At 69.7% G+C, this 17,952-nt stretch carries 14 protein-coding genes; 11 read left to right on the plus strand and 3 right to left on the minus strand.

Going from position 1 to position 17,952, the window contains the following annotated elements:
- Position 1 precedes the first annotated feature (1 nt).
- Genes xdhA through xdhC form a run of 3 tightly spaced genes read left to right on the plus strand, consistent with a single transcriptional unit; the run spans position 2 to position 4,614 of the window.
- The gene (gene xdhA, locus J7495_RS10005; RefSeq protein ID WP_294056348.1) at positions 2–1,423 is read left to right on the plus strand and encodes a xanthine dehydrogenase small subunit; all 1,422 of its coding nucleotides are present in this window, start codon (positions 2–4) and stop codon (positions 1,421–1,423) included.
- A complete protein-coding gene (gene xdhB / locus J7495_RS10010; protein WP_294056349.1) occupies positions 1,416–3,731 on the plus strand; it encodes a xanthine dehydrogenase molybdopterin binding subunit in 2,316 nt (771 codons plus the stop codon). The genes xdhA and xdhB overlap by 8 nt, the downstream gene beginning before the upstream one ends.
- Positions 3,724–4,614 carry a xanthine dehydrogenase accessory protein XdhC gene (gene xdhC, locus J7495_RS10015; protein WP_294056350.1) on the plus strand — a complete coding sequence of 297 codons (891 nt, stop codon included), beginning with the start codon at positions 3,724–3,726 and terminating at the stop codon, positions 4,612–4,614. Before xdhB ends, xdhC begins: the two co-directional genes overlap by 8 nt.
- Before the next feature lie 14 nt (positions 4,615–4,628).
- On the opposite strand, the gene J7495_RS10020 is transcribed toward xdhC, so the two are convergent.
- Positions 4,629–5,042: a hypothetical protein gene (locus J7495_RS10020; RefSeq protein WP_294056351.1), complete on the minus strand. Its 414-nt coding sequence runs from the start codon at positions 5,040–5,042 to the stop codon at positions 4,629–4,631.
- Between the two features lie 101 nt (positions 5,043–5,143).
- On the opposite strand from J7495_RS10020, the gene guaD reads away from it, so the two are divergent.
- From guaD to J7495_RS10040, 4 genes are all read left to right on the plus strand, one after another.
- Positions 5,144–6,433, plus strand: coding sequence for a guanine deaminase (gene guaD / locus J7495_RS10025; protein WP_294056352.1), 1,290 nt, complete (start codon positions 5,144–5,146; stop codon positions 6,431–6,433).
- A 72-nt stretch (positions 6,434–6,505) separates the two neighbouring features.
- On the plus strand, positions 6,506–7,468 hold the full coding sequence (locus J7495_RS10030; protein ID WP_294056353.1) for a bile acid:sodium symporter family protein: 963 nt from the start codon (positions 6,506–6,508) through the stop codon (positions 7,466–7,468).
- 60 nt (positions 7,469–7,528) lie between these two features.
- Positions 7,529–9,805 carry an adenylate/guanylate cyclase domain-containing protein gene (locus J7495_RS10035; RefSeq protein WP_294056354.1) on the plus strand — a complete coding sequence of 759 codons (2,277 nt, stop codon included), beginning with the start codon at positions 7,529–7,531 and terminating at the stop codon, positions 9,803–9,805.
- A complete protein-coding gene (locus J7495_RS10040) occupies positions 9,805–9,984 on the plus strand; it encodes a hypothetical protein (RefSeq protein ID WP_294056355.1) in 180 nt (59 codons plus the stop codon). The genes J7495_RS10035 and J7495_RS10040 overlap by 1 nt, the downstream gene beginning before the upstream one ends.
- A gap of 87 nt (positions 9,985–10,071) precedes the next feature.
- Here the strand turns inward: J7495_RS10040 and J7495_RS10045 are convergent, their stop codons facing one another.
- A complete protein-coding gene (locus tag J7495_RS10045; RefSeq protein WP_294056356.1) occupies positions 10,072–10,974 on the minus strand; it encodes a tetratricopeptide repeat protein in 903 nt (300 codons plus the stop codon).
- Between the two features lie 82 nt (positions 10,975–11,056).
- Between J7495_RS10045 and J7495_RS10050 the strand changes: the two genes are divergently transcribed.
- The 4 genes from J7495_RS10050 to J7495_RS10065 are packed head-to-tail and all read left to right on the plus strand — an operon-like array spanning position 11,057 to position 16,998.
- Positions 11,057–13,501: a cyclic nucleotide-binding domain-containing protein gene (locus J7495_RS10050; protein ID WP_294056357.1), complete on the plus strand. Its 2,445-nt coding sequence runs from the start codon at positions 11,057–11,059 to the stop codon at positions 13,499–13,501.
- Entirely contained in the window at positions 13,501–14,358 is an 858-nt protein-coding gene (locus J7495_RS10055; RefSeq protein WP_294056358.1) for a hypothetical protein, read from the plus strand. The genes J7495_RS10050 and J7495_RS10055 overlap by 1 nt, the downstream gene beginning before the upstream one ends.
- A gap of 4 nt (positions 14,359–14,362) precedes the next feature.
- Positions 14,363–16,114, plus strand: coding sequence for a cytochrome c3 family protein (locus tag J7495_RS10060; protein ID WP_294056359.1), 1,752 nt, complete (start codon positions 14,363–14,365; stop codon positions 16,112–16,114).
- A 32-nt stretch (positions 16,115–16,146) separates the two neighbouring features.
- Positions 16,147–16,998, plus strand: a complete 852-nt coding sequence (locus tag J7495_RS10065; protein WP_294056360.1) for a phosphodiesterase — start codon at positions 16,147–16,149, stop codon at positions 16,996–16,998.
- Between the two features lie 509 nt (positions 16,999–17,507).
- Here the strand turns inward: J7495_RS10065 and J7495_RS10070 are convergent.
- Positions 17,508–17,945 carry a hypothetical protein gene (locus tag J7495_RS10070; RefSeq protein WP_294056361.1) on the minus strand — a complete coding sequence of 146 codons (438 nt, stop codon included), beginning with the start codon at positions 17,943–17,945 and terminating at the stop codon, positions 17,508–17,510.
- Positions 17,946–17,952 lie beyond the last annotated feature (7 nt).

Below are 17,952 nucleotides of genomic sequence, written 5' to 3' on the forward strand. Positions count from 1 at the left end.
GTTGACGGTCTCGCGCATCCGCTTCCTGCTCGACGGCAAGACCGACGTCGAAACGGGTGCGCGCGCGATCGGAACCGCGCTCGAGCTGCTGCGCGAGCATCTCGGGCGGACGGGCACCAAGGAAGGCTGTGCCGAAGGCGATTGCGGCGCCTGCACGATCCTGCTCGGCGAGCTGGACGGCGAGCGCGTGGCATGGCGCGCGGTCAATGCCTGCATCCTCTTCGCGCCGATGCTCGACGGCAAGGCGGTGCTGACCATCGAGAGCCTCGCGCGGGGCGGCGTACTTCATCCGGTGCAGCGCGCGATGGCCGACGGGCACGGCTCGCAATGCGGTTTCTGCACGCCGGGGTTCGTGATGTCGCTCTACGGCCGCAGCATCGGGGCGGTCGGCACCGAGGGGGTGGCGGTGAAGGATGTGGTGGCGGGCAACCTCTGCCGCTGCACCGGCTATGGGCCGATCCTGGCAGCGGGCGAAGCCAATCCGCCCGGCATGCGCGACGATGCCAAGGTGGCAGCGCTGCTGCGCTGTCTCCCCCCAGCAACCGAGGGTGACGGCTGGTTCAAGCCACAGACGGCCGATGCGCTTGCGGCGCTATTGCTCGATCATCCCGAGGCGCGGATCGTCGCGGGCGCGACCGATGTCGGGCTGTGGGTCACCAAGGCGATGCGCGAGCTCGGCACGGTGATCTTCATCGGCGACGTGGCCGATCTGCGCGGGATCGAGGAAAGCGATACCGGCCTCACGCTCGGCGCGGGGGTGCGCTATTCGGACGCACGCGCGGCGCTGGCGCGGCTGCATCCCGATCTCGGCGAGCTGGTGCGGCGGATCGGCGGGGTGCAGGTGCGCAACTCGGGGACGATCGGCGGCAACATCGCCAACGGCTCGCCGATCGGCGACACCCCGCCCGCGCTGATCGCGCTCGGCGCGACGCTGACGCTGCGGCACGGTGACGAGCGGCGGACGATGCCGCTGGAGGATTATTTCCTCCGCTACGGCAAGCAGCACCGCTTGCCCGGCGAGTTCCTCGAGAGCGTCTTCATCCCCCGCCCCGCCCCTGACGCGCTGATCCGGATCACCAAGCTTTCCAAGCGCTTCGACAGCGACATCTCGGCGGTGTGCGGCGCCTTCGCGCTGCGGATCATCGACGGCGCGGTAGCCGAAGCGCGCGTCGCGTTCGGCGGAATGGCGGGAACGCCCAAACGCGCAGCCGCTTGCGAAGCGGCGCTCACCGGCAGCGCCTGGAGCAAAGCCACGATCGAAGCCGCGGCGGCGGCGCTGTCCCAGGACTATCAGCCGCTCAGCGACTTGCGCGGCTCCTCCGCCTATCGGCTCGCGGTCGCGGCGAACCTGCTGCGCCGGCTGTGGCACGAGACGCAGCGCGGCGAGCCGGTCAGCGTGCTCGACGAGACGCTCGATGGCTGACGCGCCGCCCCCGCCGCCGGGCTCGGTCCATGCCTCGTTCCCGCACGACAGCGCCGAGGGCCATGTCGCGGGCACGGCGCTCTACATCGACGACGTGCCCGAGCCCGCGCGGACGGTGCACCTCGCCTTCGGACTGGCGCCGGTTGGGCATGCCCGGATCGTGAAGCTCGACCTGTCCAAGGTCCGCGCATCGCCGCTCGTCGCGCGAGTCTATACCGCCAAGGACATCCCCGGGATCAACGACGTCAGCCCCGTCGCGGGCGACGACAAGCTCTTCGCCGAGGACGAGATCCTCTATCCCGGCCAGCCGCTGTTCGTGGTCGAGGCCCTTACTCGCGACGCCGCCCGCGCCGCCGCCCGACTGGCGGTCGTCGAGACCGAGCCCCTCCCTGCGCTCGTCACCATCGACCAGGCGCGCGCAGCCGGCTCCACGATCGAACCCGCCCAGCGCATGGCGCGCGGGGATGCCGAAGGCGCGCTCGCCGCCGCGCCGCACCGGCTCCAGGGCCGGATCGCGATGGGCGGGCAGGAGCATTTCTACCTCGAAGGCCAGGTCGCACTCGCCACGCCGGGCGAGGGCGGCCAGATGCACGTGCTGAGCTCGACCCAGCATCCGAGCGAGGTCCAGCACCTCGTCGCCAAGCTGCTCGACATCCCCGACGCCGACGTGACCGTCGAGGTCCGGCGGATGGGCGGCGCGTTCGGCGGCAAGGAGACCCAGGCCGCCGCGATCGCCGCCGCCGCCGCGCTGGTCGCGCACAAGACCGGCGTTCCCGCCAAGCTCCGCCTCGACCGCGACGACGACATGGCGCTGACCGGCAAGCGCCACGAATTCGACATCGCCTATGACGTCGGCTTCGACGGCGAAGGCCGCATCCAGGGCGTGCGCTACGACCTCGCCTCGCGCTGCGGCGCCACCGCCGACCTCTCGCCCGCGATCAACGACCGCGCGATGTTCCACGCCGACAATTGCTATTTCTACCCCGCGGTGGAGATCGTCAGCCATCGGCTCAAGACCCACACGGTCTCGAACACGGCGTTCCGCGGCTTCGGCGGGCCGCAGGGGATGCTCGCCGCCGAGCATCTGATCGACGCGATCGCCGAGCACCTCGGGCTCGACCCGCTCGCCGTGCGCCGCGCCAATCTCTACGGGCCGGGGCGCGATCTCACGCCCTATCACATGGCGGTCGAGGATAATGTCGCGCCCGAGCTGATCGCCGAGCTCGCGGCGTCGGCGAACTACGACGCGCGGCGCGCGGCGATCGCGGCGTTCAATGCGTCGCACACGTTGCTCAAGAAGGGGCTGGCGCTGACCCCGGTGAAGTTCGGGATCAGCTTCACGACCACCTTCCTCAACCAGGCCGGGGCGCTGGTGCACGTCTATGCCGACGGCTCGATCCAGCTGAACCATGGCGGCACCGAGATGGGCCAGGGGCTGATGGTGAAGGTGGCGCAAGTGGTCGCCGACGTGTTCGCGGTGCCGGTCGAGTCCGTGCGGATCACCGCGACGCGGACCGACAAGGTACCCAACACCTCTGCTACCGCCGCTTCCTCGGGCACCGACCTCAACGGCATGGCCGCCTTCCGCGCCGCCGCGACGATCCGCGAGCGGCTGGTCGCCTTCGCCGCGGGCAAGTTCGGCGTGGCGGAGAAGCAGGTGCAGTTCACGCGCGACGGCGTGATCGTCGGCACCGAGCGGCTCGGCTTCGCCGAGCTGGTGCGCATGGCCTATCTCGGCCGCGTGTCACTCTCCTCAACCGGCTATTACGCCACCCCCAAGATCGCCTACGACCGCGCGACCCACCGCGGCCGGCCCTTCCTCTACTTCGCCTATGGCGCGGCGCTTTCCGAAGTCGTGATCGACGCGCTCACCGGCGAGCATCGCGTGCTCGCGGTCGACATCCTCCACGACGTCGGCCGCAGCCTCAATCCGGCGATCGACCTGGGGCAGGTCGAGGGCGGCTTCATCCAGGGCATGGGCTGGCTGACCACCGAGGAGCTGGTCTACGACGACCAGGGCCGCCTGCTCACCCATGCCCCTTCGACCTACAAGATCCCCACTGCCGGCGACCGGCCCAGGCACATGGACATTCGCCTGTGGGAGCACGGCCGCAACGCCGAGCCCACGATCCACCGTTCGAAGGCGGTGGGCGAGCCGCCGTTCATGCTCGCGATCTCGGTCTTCTCGGCACTCACCCAGGCGGTGATGGCGACGGCACCCGGTAAGGGCATGCCCCGCCTCGACGCGCCGGCGACGCCCGAGCGCATCCTTGCGGCGATCGACGAACTGCGGCGGCGCGATGCGTGACTGGACCGTCGCGGCGCGCGACGCGCTCGCCCATGGGCCCGCCGCACTGGTGACCGTGCTTGCGACCGAAGGCTCGGCGCCGCGCGGGCCGGGCACGCGCATGCTGGTGACTGCCGAGGGGCTCGCGGGGACGATCGGCGGCGGCGCGCTCGAGCACCAGGCGGCGGCGCAGGCGCGCGCGATCCTCGATCAAGCGCCGGGGAGCTGGCGCGTGCAGGACTGGCCGCTGGGCCCCCTGCTGGGCCAATGCTGCGGCGGGCGCGTGCGGCTGCTGGTCGAGCGGCTCGCCGAAGCGCCCGAGGGGCACGGACCGTGGGACGTCACGCTGGGCGAGCCCTTGGTCCGCGTGGCCGCCGAGCGCCGCGCCTCGCTGACGCGGCTGCCGGCGCGCGGGGCGCTGCCCGAGGCGGGGTCGCGCTTCGTCGAGCCGGGCGAGGAACCGATGCTGCGGGTGCTGATGTTCGGCGCGGGCCATGTCGGCCGCGCGATCGCGGCCCGCGCGGAAGGGCTGCCGCTGCACCTGGGCTGGTTCGACGCGCGGCCCGAAGCGGCCGAGACGCCGGGCATGTCGCTGGCGAGCGAGGCGGAGATGGTTGCCTGCGCCGAGCGGGCGGCGGCGGGGTCGGCCGTGGTGATCCTCACGCACGACCATGCGCTCGACTATCGCCTGGCCGCCGCGGCGCTGCGCGGCGAGGCGGGATTCGTCGGGCTGATCGGCTCGGCGACCAAGCGCGCGCGTTTCCTGTCGCGGCTGGCGAAGGAAGGGATCGACGCCGCGCGCCTCACTTGCCCGATCGGCCTCGCGGGGATCGCAGGCAAGGCGCCCGACGTCATCGCGATCGCGGTGCTCGCGCAGCTACTGATGCTGGAGGCGGAGGGTTGAGCCGCCCGCCAGGATCAGGGGCTCGCGGGCTTGTTCTTGCCGCCGGCGGCCAGCGCGCCGCCGACCACGGCGGTGAGCGCGAGCAGCGCCACCAGCCAGCTCGAGCCCTTCATCGCGCTCGCACCGGTCATCGCGACATCGGCGCGCGCGAGCGACAGCGACTTGACGGCGGCGCGGCAGCCCTCGCCGCTCACCGTCGCGACCGAGCCCGCTTCGAGCGTCATCGTGCAGCCCTCGAAGGCGATCGTGGCGCCATCCCGCGAGACGAGGCGGTCGCCCTGGCGCAACGCGGTCGAGGCGCTCGCCGCGATCACCTTGCCGTCGCGGACGATCGTGACGTCGCCAGACTGGACCACCGGCCCCGCCAACGCCTGGCCAGCCACCAGCGCGGTCGCCGCGCCGCATGCGAAGAGATTCGCGAATTTCATGTCGATGCTTCCCTGCCGGTTGAAGGTTTGTTCTGCTCTTGTATCCATCATAGGAAGCGCGCGATGCTGACCCCAAGCGCCTGGGCCAGGAAAGTCGGCGCATGACGCGCCGCGCCTTCCGCGCCGAGATCCTGCGCGTGCCCGAGGACCCCGCCAGGGCGGGACCGGCGGCGGTGCGCCACGAGACCGATGGACTGCTGGTGGTCGAGGACGGGCGCGTGCTTGCCTGCGGATCGCATGACGCGCTGGCGAGACAGTTCGCCGAAGTGCCGGTCGAAGCCTTCCCAGGCGGGCTGATCGTCCCCGGCTTCGTCGACGCGCATGTCCATTATCCGCAGACCGACCGCATCGCCTCGCACGGCGAGCAGCTGCTCCACTGGCTCGCGCGCCACATCTTCCCCGCCGAGACCGCCTTCGGCGACCGCGCGCATGCCGGCGAGACCGCGGCCTTCTTCCTCGACGAGCTGCTGCGCAACGGCACGACCAGCGCACTGGTGTTCGCGACGGTGCATGCGGAGTCAGTCGACGCGCTGTTCGAGGCCGCGCTGGCACGCAACATGCGGATCACCAGCGGCAAGGTGCTGATGGACCTGGGCCCCGAGGACTTGCGCGACACCCCCGAGACGGGCCGTGCCGAGAGCGAGGCGCTGATCGCGCGCTGGGCGGGCAAGGGGCGGCTCGGCTATGCGGTCACCCCGCGCTTCGCGCTCACGTCGTCCGACGACCAGCTTGCCGAGGCCGGCCGGCTGCTCGCCGAGCATCCCGAGGTGCTGCTCCACACGCATCTCTCGGAGAATTGGGGCGAGATCGGCGACGTCGCGCGCCGCTTTCCCGAGGCGGCGGATTATCTCGGCGTCTACGAACGCTTCGGGCTGGTCGGCCCGCGATCGGTGTTCGCGCATTGCGTGCACCTCGAGGCCGAGGCGCTCGAGCGGATGGCGGCGGCGGGCGCAGGGATCGCCTTCTGCCCGACGAGCAACCTGTTCCTCGGCTCGGGGCTGTTCGATCTTGACCGCGCCACCCGACACGGCGTGAAGGTCGGGATCGGCACCGATGTCGGCGCGGGCACGAGCTTCTCGATCCTCGCGACGCTGGGCGAGGCCTATAAGATCGGCCAGCTGCGCGGGAGCGCGCTCGATCCGTTCCGGGCACTGCACCTCGCGACTGCGGGCGGCGCGAAGGTGATGGGGATCGGCGACAAGGTCGGCGGGCTGCTGCCTGGGCAGGAAGCCGATTTCGTCGTGCTCGACGCCGCCGCGACGCCGCTGCTCGCGCGGCGGACGAAGGGAGCGAGCCTGTTCGACCGCCTCTTCGCGCTGCAGGTGCTGGGCGACGACCGGGCGGTGCGGTTCACTTATGTCGCCGGCGAGCGGGCGCATGCGCGTGACTGAGTCTGGCGGCCGCCACCCAACCAGCGTCATCCCGGCTTTCGCCGGGATGACGGAGTAGGTAGGAAAAAGGGGATGCTCCGCCGCTTCCTCGCCGTGTTCGAGCCCTTCATCCTCATGCTGGTGGGGACGGTGGTGCTCGCGTCGATCCTGCCGGCGCGCGGCGGCTTCGTGCCGCTGTTCGACGCGGCGGCGGACGCGGGGATCGTGCTGCTCTTCTTCCTCCACGGCGCCAAGCTGTCGCGCGAGGCGATCGTCGCGGGGGCGAGGAACTGGAAGCTGCACCTCGCGGTCTTCGCCTCGACCTATATCCTCTTCCCGATCCTCGGGCTCGCCACGGCCTCGCTCCTCACCGGGCCGATCGCCGCGGGGATGCTGTTCCTCACGCTGCTGCCCTCAACCGTGCAATCCTCGATCGCCTTCACCGCGATCGCGCGCGGCAATGTCGCGGCGGCGGTGTGCAGCGCGTCCTTCTCCAACCTGATCGGCATCGTCCTCACCCCCGCGCTCGTCGCGCTGCTGATGCATTCGACCGGCGGCGGCATCTCCTTCGCAAGCGTCGAGACGGTCCTGCTCCAGCTGCTCCTGCCCTTCGCGCTCGGCCATGCGCTCAGGCCGTGGATCGGCGGCTGGGTGACGCGCAACAAGAAGCTGGTGACGGTCGTCGACCGCGGCTCGATCCTGCTCGTCGTCTACACTGCCTTCGGCGCGGCGGTGGTCGCGGGGCTGTGGCACAAGCTCTCGGGCGGGGATCTCGCGCTGATCCTCGTCGCCTGCTGCGCGATGCTGGGCGTGGTGCTCGCCGCGACCTGGGGCGCGGCCAGGCTGCTCAAACTGCCGCGCGAGGATGCGATCGTGCTGCTGTTCTGCGGCTCAAAGAAGAGCCTCGCCTCCGGCGTGCCGATGGCGGGCGTCCTCTTCCCCGCGGCACAGGTGGGCGTGGTGATCCTGCCGCTGATGCTGTTCCACCAGATCCAGCTGATCGCCTGCGCCTTCATCGCGCGGCGGATGGCGGACGGGGACGATACGGCCCGCTGAACTTCGCGGGTCCCGATAGCTGCAAATCCATGCTAGCTTCCACCCACCGAGGGGAGCGGGATGGTCGTCGAAGGCGGATGGAAGCGGTTCTGGCGGCGGACGGGCCTGTCCGTTCCCGGGCTGATTCTGCTGGTCGCGCTGATGGCCGCGCAGCTCTCGGGCGGGTTCGGCCTACAGCGGCTCGGCAACCTGCTGTTCGACAGCTACCAGCGCGCCGCGCCGCGCCCCTATGACCCGGACGGCCCGGCGCGGATCGTCGACATCGACGACGAGACGATCAAGCGCCTCGGCCAATGGCCCTGGCCGCGCAGCGACGTCGCCGAGCTCACCAAGCGGCTGACCGACGCCGGCGCCTCCGCGATCGCCTTCGACATCGTCTTCTCCGACCGCGACCGTACCGCGCCCGAGCTGCTCGCCAGGCGCGCCGAGCGCGACGGCGCCAGCCCGCAATCGCTCGCCGCGCTCAAGACGATTCCCGATCCCGATGCGGTGTTCGCTGGCACAATCCGGCAGTCGCCGGTGGTGCTCGGCTATTTCCTCGGCCACGACGCCAGCACCACGCCGGTCGAGCCCAAGGCGGGCTATGCAGTCATCGGCACGCCGCCGACGGGGAAGATCGAGAAATACACCAGCTCGATCGAAGCGCTGCCGCAGTTTCGCAGCGCCGCGACCGGCCTTGGCTTCATCAGCCTGCCGCCCGACAGCGACGCGATCATCCGCCGCGTGCCGACGATCGCGATGCAGGACGACCAGATCCTGCCTTCGCTCTCGGTCGAGGCGCTGCGCGTGGCGCAAGGCGCGGGATCGGTGATCGTCAAGTCGAGCGACGGCAGCGGCGAGATCGAGCAGGGAGACGCGACCGACAATTCGACTGCGGCGGCCGACCCGCTCGTCGCCTCGGTCAAGGTCGGCGAGTTCGAAATCCCCACCGCCGCTTCGGGCGAACTGTGGATGTACTATACCGCGCCGACGCTGAAGCGCGTCACGCCGGCGTGGCAGATCCTCGAGGGCAAGCTCTCGCCGCAAGAGATGGAGAAGCGCTTCGGCGGCCGGATCGTCTTCATCGGCGCGAGCGCACAGGGACTGTACGACCTTCGCTCGACGCCAGTGCAGGGGCGCGAGATGGGCGTCGCGATCCACGCCCAGGCGATCGAGCAGATGGTGTCGCACGTCTTCCTGACGCGCCCCTATTGGGGTCCGCCGCTCGAGAATGGCCTGATGCTCGCGGCCGGGCTGCTGATGGCGCTGCTGCTGCCGTGGATGGGCGCGGCGCGCGGGGCGCTGCTCGGGCTGCTGATGGTCGGCGGGATGTTCCTCGGGAGCTGGCTCGCCTTCCGCCAGCAGCATTACCTGCTCGATCCGGTGGTCCCGGCGCTCGCGCTCGCGGCGATCTGGATCGTCGGCACGGTCTACACCTTCTACCGCGAGGAGCGGCAGCGCGCGTACATCCACCATGCGTTCGACCGCTATCTCTCGCCCGACCTCGTCAAGCGCATCGTCGACGACCCGAGCCGGCTCGAGCTCGGCGGCGAGGAGCGCGAGATGACCGTGCTGTTCTGCGACATCCGCCAGTTCTCGCGCACCTCGGAGCAGCTGAGCCCGCAGGAGATCATCCGCTTCCTGATCGCCTTCCTCACGCCGATGTGCGACATCCTGCTCGCGCGCCACGCGACGATCGACAAGTTCATCGGCGACGCGATCCTCGCCTTCTGGAACGCCCCGCTCGACGATCCCGACCAATATTCGAACGCCGCGCGCGGGGCGCTCGAGATGGTCGGCAAGCTCCGCGAGCTCAACCGGACGATGCCCGGCGGGCCCGAGCCCTGGCCGGGCGAGATCGCGATCGGCATCGGGATGAACTCGGGGCCGTGCTGCGTCGGCAACATGGGCTCGGCGCAGCGGCTCTCCTATTCGCTGATCGGCGACACGGTGAACCTCGCCTCACGGATCGAGGGGCTCACCAAATACTACGGCGCCCCGATCGCGATGGGCGAGGACCTGCAGGTGCACCTCCGCGAATTCGCGACAGTGCCGCTCGACCATGTCCGCGTGGTGGGACGCGAATCGCCCGAAGTGATCCACGCGCTGCTCGGCGACGAGCGGCTGGCGGCGCAGCAGGGATTCCGTGCCTTCGCCACGGGGCATGAAGCGATGGGCCGCGCCTATCGCGCCCAGGCCTGGGACGAAGCCGAGGGACTGCTCGACGAACACCAGAGCTATGCCGAGAGCCTGGGGTTGGCGAAGCTCTACGCCCTGATGCGCGAGCGGATCGAACGCTACCGCGCGAACCCGCCGGGGGCGGAGTGGGACGGCGTGTTCGGGGCGACGGAGAAGTGATGCCCGACGAACGGGCACTCGCGGCGGAGCAAGAGGCAAAGCTGCAAGCACTGCGAGACCATATCAACGCTGCGATCGACAAGGGCGGCTCACGCACGGACGAGGAAGTCCGCATGGCAGTCGAAGCTGAACTCGATGCCTGGGAAGCCGAGCGCGCGAACCAAACCCGTTCGCCCTGAGCTTGTCGAAGGGCGCCTTGTCACCAGCGTTTCGCTCGAGGATGGTCCCCCTTCGACAAGCTCAGGGCGAACGGTGATTGACGATGCCTAGCGCACCCCCAACACCCCCGCCTGCGCTTCCAGCTCCGCCTTTGCGCCCGGGTTCGCCTTCACTGCATCCCTCAACGCCTGTGCCGCCTTGTCGCGCTCGCCGAGCACGGTGCGGCTGCGGATCAGCATCAGCCAGCCCTCGACGTTCGACGGATCGGCCTTGAGCTTCGCCTCCAGGCTCGCGACCATGCCCTGCGCCATCTGGTCCTGCTGAGAGGGCGTCATGCCCTTGGCCGCCTCGAGCTGCTCGGCGCTCGGACCCGGCACCGTCTGCGCGGCAATACTCGGCGCGGGCTGGCGGACTGCGGCGATGCGGCTCGCGACGTCGATCTTGTGGATGCGGCCGACCTGCTCGATCGTGCGCTTCAAATCCGCCTCCCACGGCGCCCCCGGCGGCGTGTCTTCGAGCAGCGCGAGCCAGTCGGCGATCGCACCGTCGTGGTCGCCGCGCAGGTCGCGTGCGACCGCGAGGAAATAGCGCGCGCGCGGGTCCTTGGCGTCGAGCTTGATCGCGCGGTCGAAGGCGTCGAGCGCGGCAGGCGGCATCGGGTCCTGCTCGCTCGCCATCACTCGCGCCTCGCCGAGCGCCGACCAATAGCCGGGCGCCCTGGCGTCGAACTGCACCGCGCGCTCATAGGCGGCGACTGCGCCCGGATAATCGCGCTGGACGAACTTCGCTTCGCCGAGCCGCGCCCAGGCGGCGGGATCGGTCGGCGCGGCCCGGGTGCGCGCTTCGATCGCATCGACCGACTCGGCGGGCGCCGCGCTCGGCGAGGGATCGGGTCCGGGCGCCTCCTTCCCCCCGCGCATCGCCGCATAGACCAAGGACACCGCAAGGATCGCCGCCGCGCCGATCAGCGCCAGCCGGGCCGCTCCTTGCGTCTGCTTTCCGGACTCCATGGCCTCCCCCTGCCCCGCCTTATAGGTGGCGCGGCGCGCGCCGCATGATAATGTTATGCAGGTACCGGCTTGCGCAAGGGGGATGCGGGTGGCGGATCGCGTGCGGATTGCCATCGTCGGGTCCGGACCCGCGGGGCTGAGCGCCGCCGCGCGCGCCGCCGAGCTGGGGCTGTCGCACCTGCTGCTCGAGAAGACCGACCACCTCAGCGACACGATCTACAAATACCAGAAGGGCAAGCACGTCATGGCGACGCCGAGCGCGCTCGTGCTGCGCTCGGACCTCGATTTCGAGGCGGGCAAGCGCGAGGCAGTGCTGGGCACCTGGGACAGGCAGGCGGCCAAGGTCAAGGTCCGCTACCACAGCGAAGTCAGGGCGATCGAAGGCGAGCAAGGCGCCTTCGTACTGACGCTCGCCGATGGGGCGAAGATAGAGGCCGAGACGATCGTCCTCGCGATCGGCACGCAGGGCAACCCCAACCTGCTCGACGTCCCCGGGGTCGAGACCGGCAGGGTCCAGTATCAGCTCGACGATCCCGGCGACTATGTCGACGAGCACATCACCGTGATCGGCTCGGGCGACGCGGGGATCGAGAATGCGCTGGGGCTCGCCGCCGACGCCGCGCAAGGCAACATCGTCACCATCCTCAACCGCTCGGCCGATTTCGCGCGCGCCAAGTCGGCCAACGTCAAGCTGCTCCAGGAAGCCGCCGAGCGCGGGCGCGTCACCATCCGGCTCGAGACGTCCCCTGCCGAGATCCGCCCAGGCGCGCTGGTGCTCGACACGCGTGACGGGCAGGAGACCATCCGCTGCGACCGGATCATCGCGCGGATGGGCTCGGCAGCGCCGCGCAGGTTCGTCGAAGGCTGCGGCATCCGCTTCACCAGCGACGACCGCGAGGCCTTCCCGATCCTCTCGCCCACCTTCGAATCGACCAAGGCGGGCATCTTCGTGATCGGCGCGCTCGCGGGCTATCCGCTGATCAAGCATTGCATGAACCAGGGCTATGACGTCGTCGAGTTCATCAACGGCAACCGCGCGCTGAAGCCCGCCGACGAGCCGCTGCTCAAGGCCAAGTTCGCCAGGTTCAAGGCGAAGCGCAGCGTCGACCAATGGCTCGAATTGCTGCGCAGCAACGTCATGATCCTCAACGAGCTCTCGCCGCTGCAGATGCGCGAGTTCATGCTCGATTCGGAGGTGCGCTCGTACAAGCCGAACGACGTGATCTTCGAGCGCAACGACTCCGGATCGTCGCTGTTCGCGATCGCGCAGGGATCGGTGCTGGTCGAGATCGACCCCGCCGATCCGCGCGTCACCGTGCCGATCCCGCAGGGCTCGATCTTCGGTGAAGTGGGCCTGATCTCGGGCCGTCGCCGCGGCGCCACGATCCGTGCGGGCGAGAATGCCGTGATCGTCGAAGTCTCGCGCACCGCCGCGCTCAAGCTGATGGCCTCGGTCCCCGCCGCCAGGCGCGCGGTGACGCGCATCTCGGTCGAGCGCCAGCTGCTCCAGCTGTTCGGCTCGGGGCTCACCTCCGACGATCTCGCCGACGTGCTCGACACCTCCGAGATCGAGACGGTGCGCGCCGGCCAGCCGATCATCCGCGAGGGCGACGAGGGGCAGGACATCTACGTCATCCGCGTCGGATCGATGATCGTCGAGAAGCTGATCGGCGGGCGTCCGGTGTTCCTCAACTATCTCCCCGCCGGCAGCTATGTCGGCGAGATGGCGCTGATCGCCGGCGGCCGACGCACCGCGACAGTGAAGGCGGCGATCAAGTCCGAAGTCATCAAGCTGAAAGGCGAGGCATTCCGCCGGCTGCTCCGCGACCGGCCCAAGCTGCTCGACAAGCTGAATGCCGACATGGCCGACCGGCAGAATATCAACACCTTCATCGAGAGCCGCAAGGACAGCTTCTCGGGCGTGGTCGACCTCTATTCGCAAACCGCCGCCTTCCTCGTCGAAAACGGTATCGGCGAGGCGACCGACGTGCTGCTGATCGACGAGCACCTCTGCGTCGGCTGCGACAATTGCGAAAAGGCCTGCGCGGACAGCCATGACGGCCTCTCGCGGCTCGATCGCGAGGCGGGGCGCACCTATGCCCATCTCCACGTGCCGACGAGCTGCCGACACTGCGAGCATCCGCACTGCATGGCCGATTGCCCGCCCAACGCGATCCACCGCGGCCCCGACGGCGAAGTCTTCATCGACGAGAAATGCATTGGCTGCGGCAATTGCCAGCGCAACTGCCCCTATGGCGTGATCCGCATGGACTCGGTGCCGCCGAAGAAGCCGCCGCTGCTCAGCTGGCTGCTGCTCGGGCTCGGGCCGGGGCCCGGCGAGCCGGGCAAGGCGTGGAAGTACAAGGACAAGGGCGCGGAAAAGCCCAAGAAGGCGATCAAGTGCGACATGTGCGCCGGCATCAGGGGCGGTCCGGCCTGTGTCCGCGCCTGCCCCACGGGTGCGGCGATCCGCGTCGCGCCCGAGGAGTTCCTCGGCGTCTCGCGGCTCGAGCGGGACGAGCCCTGATGACCTCGCGCGCCAGGCGGATCCGGCCCGGGCGCGAGGCGGCGCTGCACGAGGGCTTCCTGCGCCACAAGCGCTACCGCTACCTCAAGCTTGCGCTGCTCGTATGCGCCGCGGCGACCGCCGGCTATGTCTTCGCCGACATCAAGCCGCGGCCCAATGGCGGGAGCTGGCTCGGCTATACGCTCGGCACGATCAGTGCCCTCTTGGTCCTCTGGCTGACCTTGCTCGGCATCCGCAAGCGCGCGATGACCAAGGGCCATTGGCGGCTGAAGGGTTGGACGAGCGCGCACGTCTACCTCGGGCTCAGCCTCATCGTGCTCGCGACGCTACACACCGGCTTTCAGTTCGGCTGGAACGTCCACACGCTCGCCTATGCGCTGATGATGCTGGTGATCGTCACCGGCATCTGGGGGATCGTCGCCTATGGCACGGTGCCCGCAAAGCTCAGCAGCAACCGCGAGGAGATGACGCAGACCCAGATGATCGAGGGCCTGCGCGCGGTCGACCGCCAGCTCCACGAAGCCGCGCAGCCGCTCGATCAGGCGCAGGCGGCGCTGGTCGAGCGCTCGCTGGCGCAGGACCCGTTCGCGGGCGGGCTGCTGCGGCGGCTCTCGGGCCGCTATCCGGGCGACGCCACCGCGCGGGCGCGGAGCCAGTTGCGCTGCGCCGCGGGCAACCCGGCGGTCGACAAGGTCGAGTCCCTCCTCGAGCGCAAGGCGGCGATGCTGGCGCGGCTGCGCGAGCACCTCCGGCTCAAGGCGATGCTCGAGGTCTGGCTCTACATCCACGTCCCCGCCACCTTCGCGCTGATCGCCGCGCTCACCGCGCACATCGTCAGCGTCTTCTTCTACTGGTGAGGCGATGGCGTTTCTGATCCGCCACATCAGCTTCACCGCCGACCATCGCGAGATCGTGCGCGAGACCCGCAACGACCGGGCGGTGCTCGGCGTCGGCCGCGCGTCGGAGAACGACATCGCGCTGCCCGACCTCAGCGTCGCGCCGCGCCACGCCGAGATCGAGAGCCGCGACGGGCGCCAGCTCAGCGTGCGCGCGACGGGGACGCTCGGCTTCGGGGTGGATGGGCGGATCACGAAGCGTGCCGAGATCGACAGCGCGCGCGGCGCCGAGCTGGCGTTCGGCGGGCATCGCATCACCGTAGGGCGCGACGACGCGGGCGACATCACCCTGGCGGTGCGCCGCGTCGACGCGATCTCCGAGGCCGAGGAGGAGCGCGAAGAGGGCCAGGCCTTCTCCTTGCGCGGCAAGCTGCCGGGCAAGCGCGGGACGGCGTGGCTGCTGCTGGTCGCAATCCTCGTCGGCTTCCTCGCGGTGCCGATCTGGGGCTTCTTCCACAAGACCGCCGACGACCAGCGCAGCATCTACTCGGCACATTGGGACCGGAGCTGGTCGAGCGGCGCGCTCTCGACCGCGCACCACAGCCTCGAGAAGAATTGCAACGCCTGCCATGTCGACGCCTTCGTCTCGGTGCGCGACGACGCCTGTATCGCCTGCCACAAGGACGTGCACGACCATGCCTCGCCCGCGCGGATCGCCGGCGCGCGCGCGGCGCCGACCGCCTGGGGCCGGTTCCTCCGCGGCGTCGCCGACGCCTTCCACAAGCCGGGGCCGGGGGCCTGCGTCGACTGCCATACCGAGCACGAGGGCGCCGGGCCGATGCCGTCGACGCGCCAGGCCTTCTGCACCGAGTGCCATGCGACGCTTGACCAAAGGCTCAAGGCCACCAGGCTGGGCAATGCCGGCGACTTCGGGACGAGCCATCCGCAGTTCCAGCCGCTGGTGAACGGCGCGCGTGTCTCGCTCGACGGGCATCCGATGGCGGCGGACGGGCTGAAGTTCTCGCACGCGCTCCACCTCTCGACCAGCGGCGGGGTGGCGCGGATGGGGCAGACGCTGCGGGGGCGCTACGCCTTCGGCACGTCGCTCGACTGCAAGGACTGCCATGTGAAGACCGCGGATGGGCTGCGCTTCGTGCCCGTCGACTTCGAGCGCAGCTGCGGCATGTGCCACAGCCTGGCCTATGACACGATCCAGGGCACCGTCCGCAAGCTGCGGCACGGCGGTGTCGCGCAGGCGATCGCCGACCTGCGCGCCTTCTACGCGACGCGGCCGGTGCCGAAGCCGATGGGGCTCGACGGCGGGCGGCGGCGGCCGGGGCTCTATGCGGAGGGCAAGCTCTACAGCGCCTATTTCGGCGCGGTCGCGCGGCGGAGCCCCGATGCGGCGATCGCCCAGCTGTTCGATGCGGGCGGCGCCTGCCAGGAATGCCACACGATCGCGCGAGGTGGACCCTATGGCTGGGAAGTCGCCAGGGTCAGCCAGCCGCCGCGCTATCTGTTCCACGGCTGGTTCGACCATGAGGCGCACAAGGGCGAGACCTGCGTCTCGTGCCACGCCGCGGGCGCCTCGGGCAGCGCGGAGGACCTGCTTCTGCCCGGAATCAAGACATGTCGCACCTGCCACGGCGGCGAAGGGTCTTCGGCGAAGGTTCCCTCGTCCTGCGCCATGTGTCACAGATACCATGGCGACGGCGGGGCTCCCTGGGCTCCGCGTCGCAGTGCGCGTGAGGACGCCATTCGCCGCGAGGGCCCCTGAGGAGAGGGCGCGGCGAGGAGGGGGAGACGGAGATGCTGATCGCCCAGATCACCGACCTGCACATCGGCTTCGACGCGGCCGACCCGAACGAATACAACAAGCAGCGGCTCGACCATGTCCTCGCCAAGATCCTGGAAGGGCCAAACAAGCCCGACCTGATGCTGGTGACCGGCGACATCACCGAGCGCGGCGACCCCGAGAGCTACAGGCGAACCAAGGAGCTGCTGGGCGCCTGCCCCTTCCCCTGGCATCCGATCCCGGGGAACCACGACGACCGCACCAATTTCTCGCGCGCCTTCCCCGACGTGCCGACGCCGGGCGGGTTCGTGCAGTACGTGCTCTACCTGGGCGCGCTGCGGCTCATCCTGCTCGACACGCTGGAGGAAGGCCGCCACGGCGGCGCCTTCTGCCAGGTGCGCGCGGCGTGGCTGAAGGCGCGGCTGGAGGAGGACCGCAAGACCCCGACGGTGCTGGTGATGCACCATCCGCCGATGGACGTGGGCATCGACTGGATGCGCACCGATCCACGCGAGCCCTGGGTCCAGCGCTTCGCCGAGGCGATCGAGGGGGCGGGCAACGTCCAGTCGATCCTGTGCGGGCATCTGCACGTGCCGATCACGGCGCCGTGGCGCGGGGTGACGGTGGCGGTCTGCCCCGCGGTGGCGCCGGGGGTGACGCTGGACCTGCGGCCGATGGACCCGGAGAAGCCCGACCTGCGACCGATGGTGGTGGCGGACATGCCGGGCTTCGGGATGCACTGGTGGAACGGCACCGAGCTGGTGAGTTTGTATAACTACGCCGAGGACCCCGTGCCGCTGGCGAAGTTCGACGGGCGGATGCAGGGGCTGGTCAAGCATCTGATGGAGGAGCGGCCTGGGGGGTGATTTTCGGCTGGGTTGTGGGGCCGAAGGTTAGGGAAAGTCAGGCCAAGAACGGGTTTTCGAGCTCGGTGCCTGGGCGCCGCCGCGTCGGGTGAAAAGTCACAAGAGTCATGACCCGTCGCCGGAAATCGGCGGCGGAAAGTCACAAGAGTCACGACCCGTCGCGACGGATCGGCGCGGACGCGGTTGGCCTCGGTTCAATCCTCCCCTGGAAGGGAAGGTGGTAAGCCGCAGGCTTGATTAGGGGGTAGCTCACCGCGAGCGAGGTCGCCCGCGGTGAGCTACCCCTCCACCAAGCTTCGCATGGTCCCCTCCCCCTCCGGGGGAGGATTTGGGAGAAGCTAGCCTAAGCGCAGCCCGGCTGCGCGGAGATGGCGGATCGACGAGGTCAAGGAGCGGGATCGGCTTGGGACCGGTCCAGCAGGGATTGCAGCAGGCGAAATCCTACATTGCAAGACAAGTGGGCGGCGCGAAGCAGAGGCCCTGCAATTCGAGCGCTGCGGCGAAGCGGGTCATGTTTCGGACGACCATTTGCCGGCGCAATAATCGGTGTAGGCGCTGTTGTAGCCTGACTGGAAGAAGGACAGCTCACGCGGGGAGATGCGCTCGCGGGCCATAACCTCGAGCAGCGCGCGCAGATTCGCGACCTCGATGGCGACGCGGGGCTGGAGTTCGGTGTACGCGATTCCGGGACCGGGCTTCCATTCGAGCGACTGGAAATAGCTGGCGATGATATGAGGTTGGAGCGTGTCGATCGTCCCGGCGGATTCGGGATAGATCAGGGTCGACCCGACCTCATTGTTGCGGGGGTCGCGGAAGAAAGCGATGGCGAACTCCGGCGTTTGCACCCGGCATTGCTCGACGCCTTCGTCCTCGATCGACCAACCCTCCGGCCAGCCGCCGAAGAGGCGCGCGATTTCCGGCTGAATCGCAGTGCTGAGGGGGATCATGCGCTGC

The sequence above is a fragment of the Sphingomonas sp. genome (assembly GCF_017745215.1).
In the GTDB taxonomy this organism is placed as follows: Bacteria; Pseudomonadota; Alphaproteobacteria; order Sphingomonadales; family Sphingomonadaceae; genus Sphingomonas.

Coding starts and splice junctions, on each gene's coding strand:
- xdhC (WP_294056350.1), top strand. CDS start 3,724: ATGCGTGACTGGACCGTCGCGGCGCGCGACGCGCTCGCCCATGGGCCC.
- J7495_RS10070 (WP_294056361.1), bottom strand. CDS start 17,945: ATGATCCCCCTCAGCACTGCGATTCAGCCGGAAATCGCGCGCCTCTTC.
- xdhB (WP_294056349.1), top strand. CDS start 1,416: ATGGCTGACGCGCCGCCCCCGCCGCCGGGCTCGGTCCATGCCTCGTTC.
- J7495_RS10060 (WP_294056359.1), top strand. CDS start 14,363: ATGGCGTTTCTGATCCGCCACATCAGCTTCACCGCCGACCATCGCGAG.
- J7495_RS10040 (WP_294056355.1), top strand. CDS start 9,805: ATGCCCGACGAACGGGCACTCGCGGCGGAGCAAGAGGCAAAGCTGCAA.
- J7495_RS10020 (WP_294056351.1), bottom strand. CDS start 5,042: ATGAAATTCGCGAATCTCTTCGCATGCGGCGCGGCGACCGCGCTGGTG.
- J7495_RS10055 (WP_294056358.1), top strand. CDS start 13,501: ATGACCTCGCGCGCCAGGCGGATCCGGCCCGGGCGCGAGGCGGCGCTG.
- J7495_RS10030 (WP_294056353.1), top strand. CDS start 6,506: ATGCTCCGCCGCTTCCTCGCCGTGTTCGAGCCCTTCATCCTCATGCTG.
- guaD (WP_294056352.1), top strand. CDS start 5,144: ATGACGCGCCGCGCCTTCCGCGCCGAGATCCTGCGCGTGCCCGAGGAC.
- J7495_RS10035 (WP_294056354.1), top strand. CDS start 7,529: ATGGTCGTCGAAGGCGGATGGAAGCGGTTCTGGCGGCGGACGGGCCTG.
- J7495_RS10050 (WP_294056357.1), top strand. CDS start 11,057: ATGCGGGTGGCGGATCGCGTGCGGATTGCCATCGTCGGGTCCGGACCC.
- J7495_RS10045 (WP_294056356.1), bottom strand. CDS start 10,974: ATGGAGTCCGGAAAGCAGACGCAAGGAGCGGCCCGGCTGGCGCTGATC.
- J7495_RS10065 (WP_294056360.1), top strand. CDS start 16,147: ATGCTGATCGCCCAGATCACCGACCTGCACATCGGCTTCGACGCGGCC.